Below are 272 nucleotides of genomic sequence, written 5' to 3' on the forward strand. Positions count from 1 at the left end.
GGGTTGAAGGTGCCGGAGGCGTCGGTGACGACGAATACGTCAAACCCCTCCTCCAGCGCCGAGAGGGTCGGGAAGGCTACGCAGACATCGGTCACCACGCCGGCGATGATCAGTTGCTTCTTGCCGGTGGCCTTGACCGCCTTGACGAAGTCCTCGTTGTCCCAGGCGTTGATGTTGCCGGGGCGGGCGATGTACGGGGCCTGCGGAAACATTTCCTTGAGTTCCGGCACCAGCGGGCCGTTGGGGCCATCCTCGAAGCTGGTGGTGAGGAT

General features: G+C 63.6%; 1 protein-coding gene. It reads right to left on the reverse strand.

Features of this window, described 5'->3' with window-relative positions; all coding sequences use genetic code 11:
- Window positions 1-272 (reverse strand): isochorismatase family protein (locus ACLJNW_RS25205; protein ID WP_410961359.1); only part of this gene is annotated, 272 nt, incomplete at both ends.

Origin of the sequence: Salmonella sp. SAL4457, from assembly GCF_046548235.1 — a bacterium.
Classification (GTDB): domain Bacteria; phylum Pseudomonadota; class Gammaproteobacteria; order Enterobacterales; family Enterobacteriaceae; genus Salmonella; species Salmonella enterica.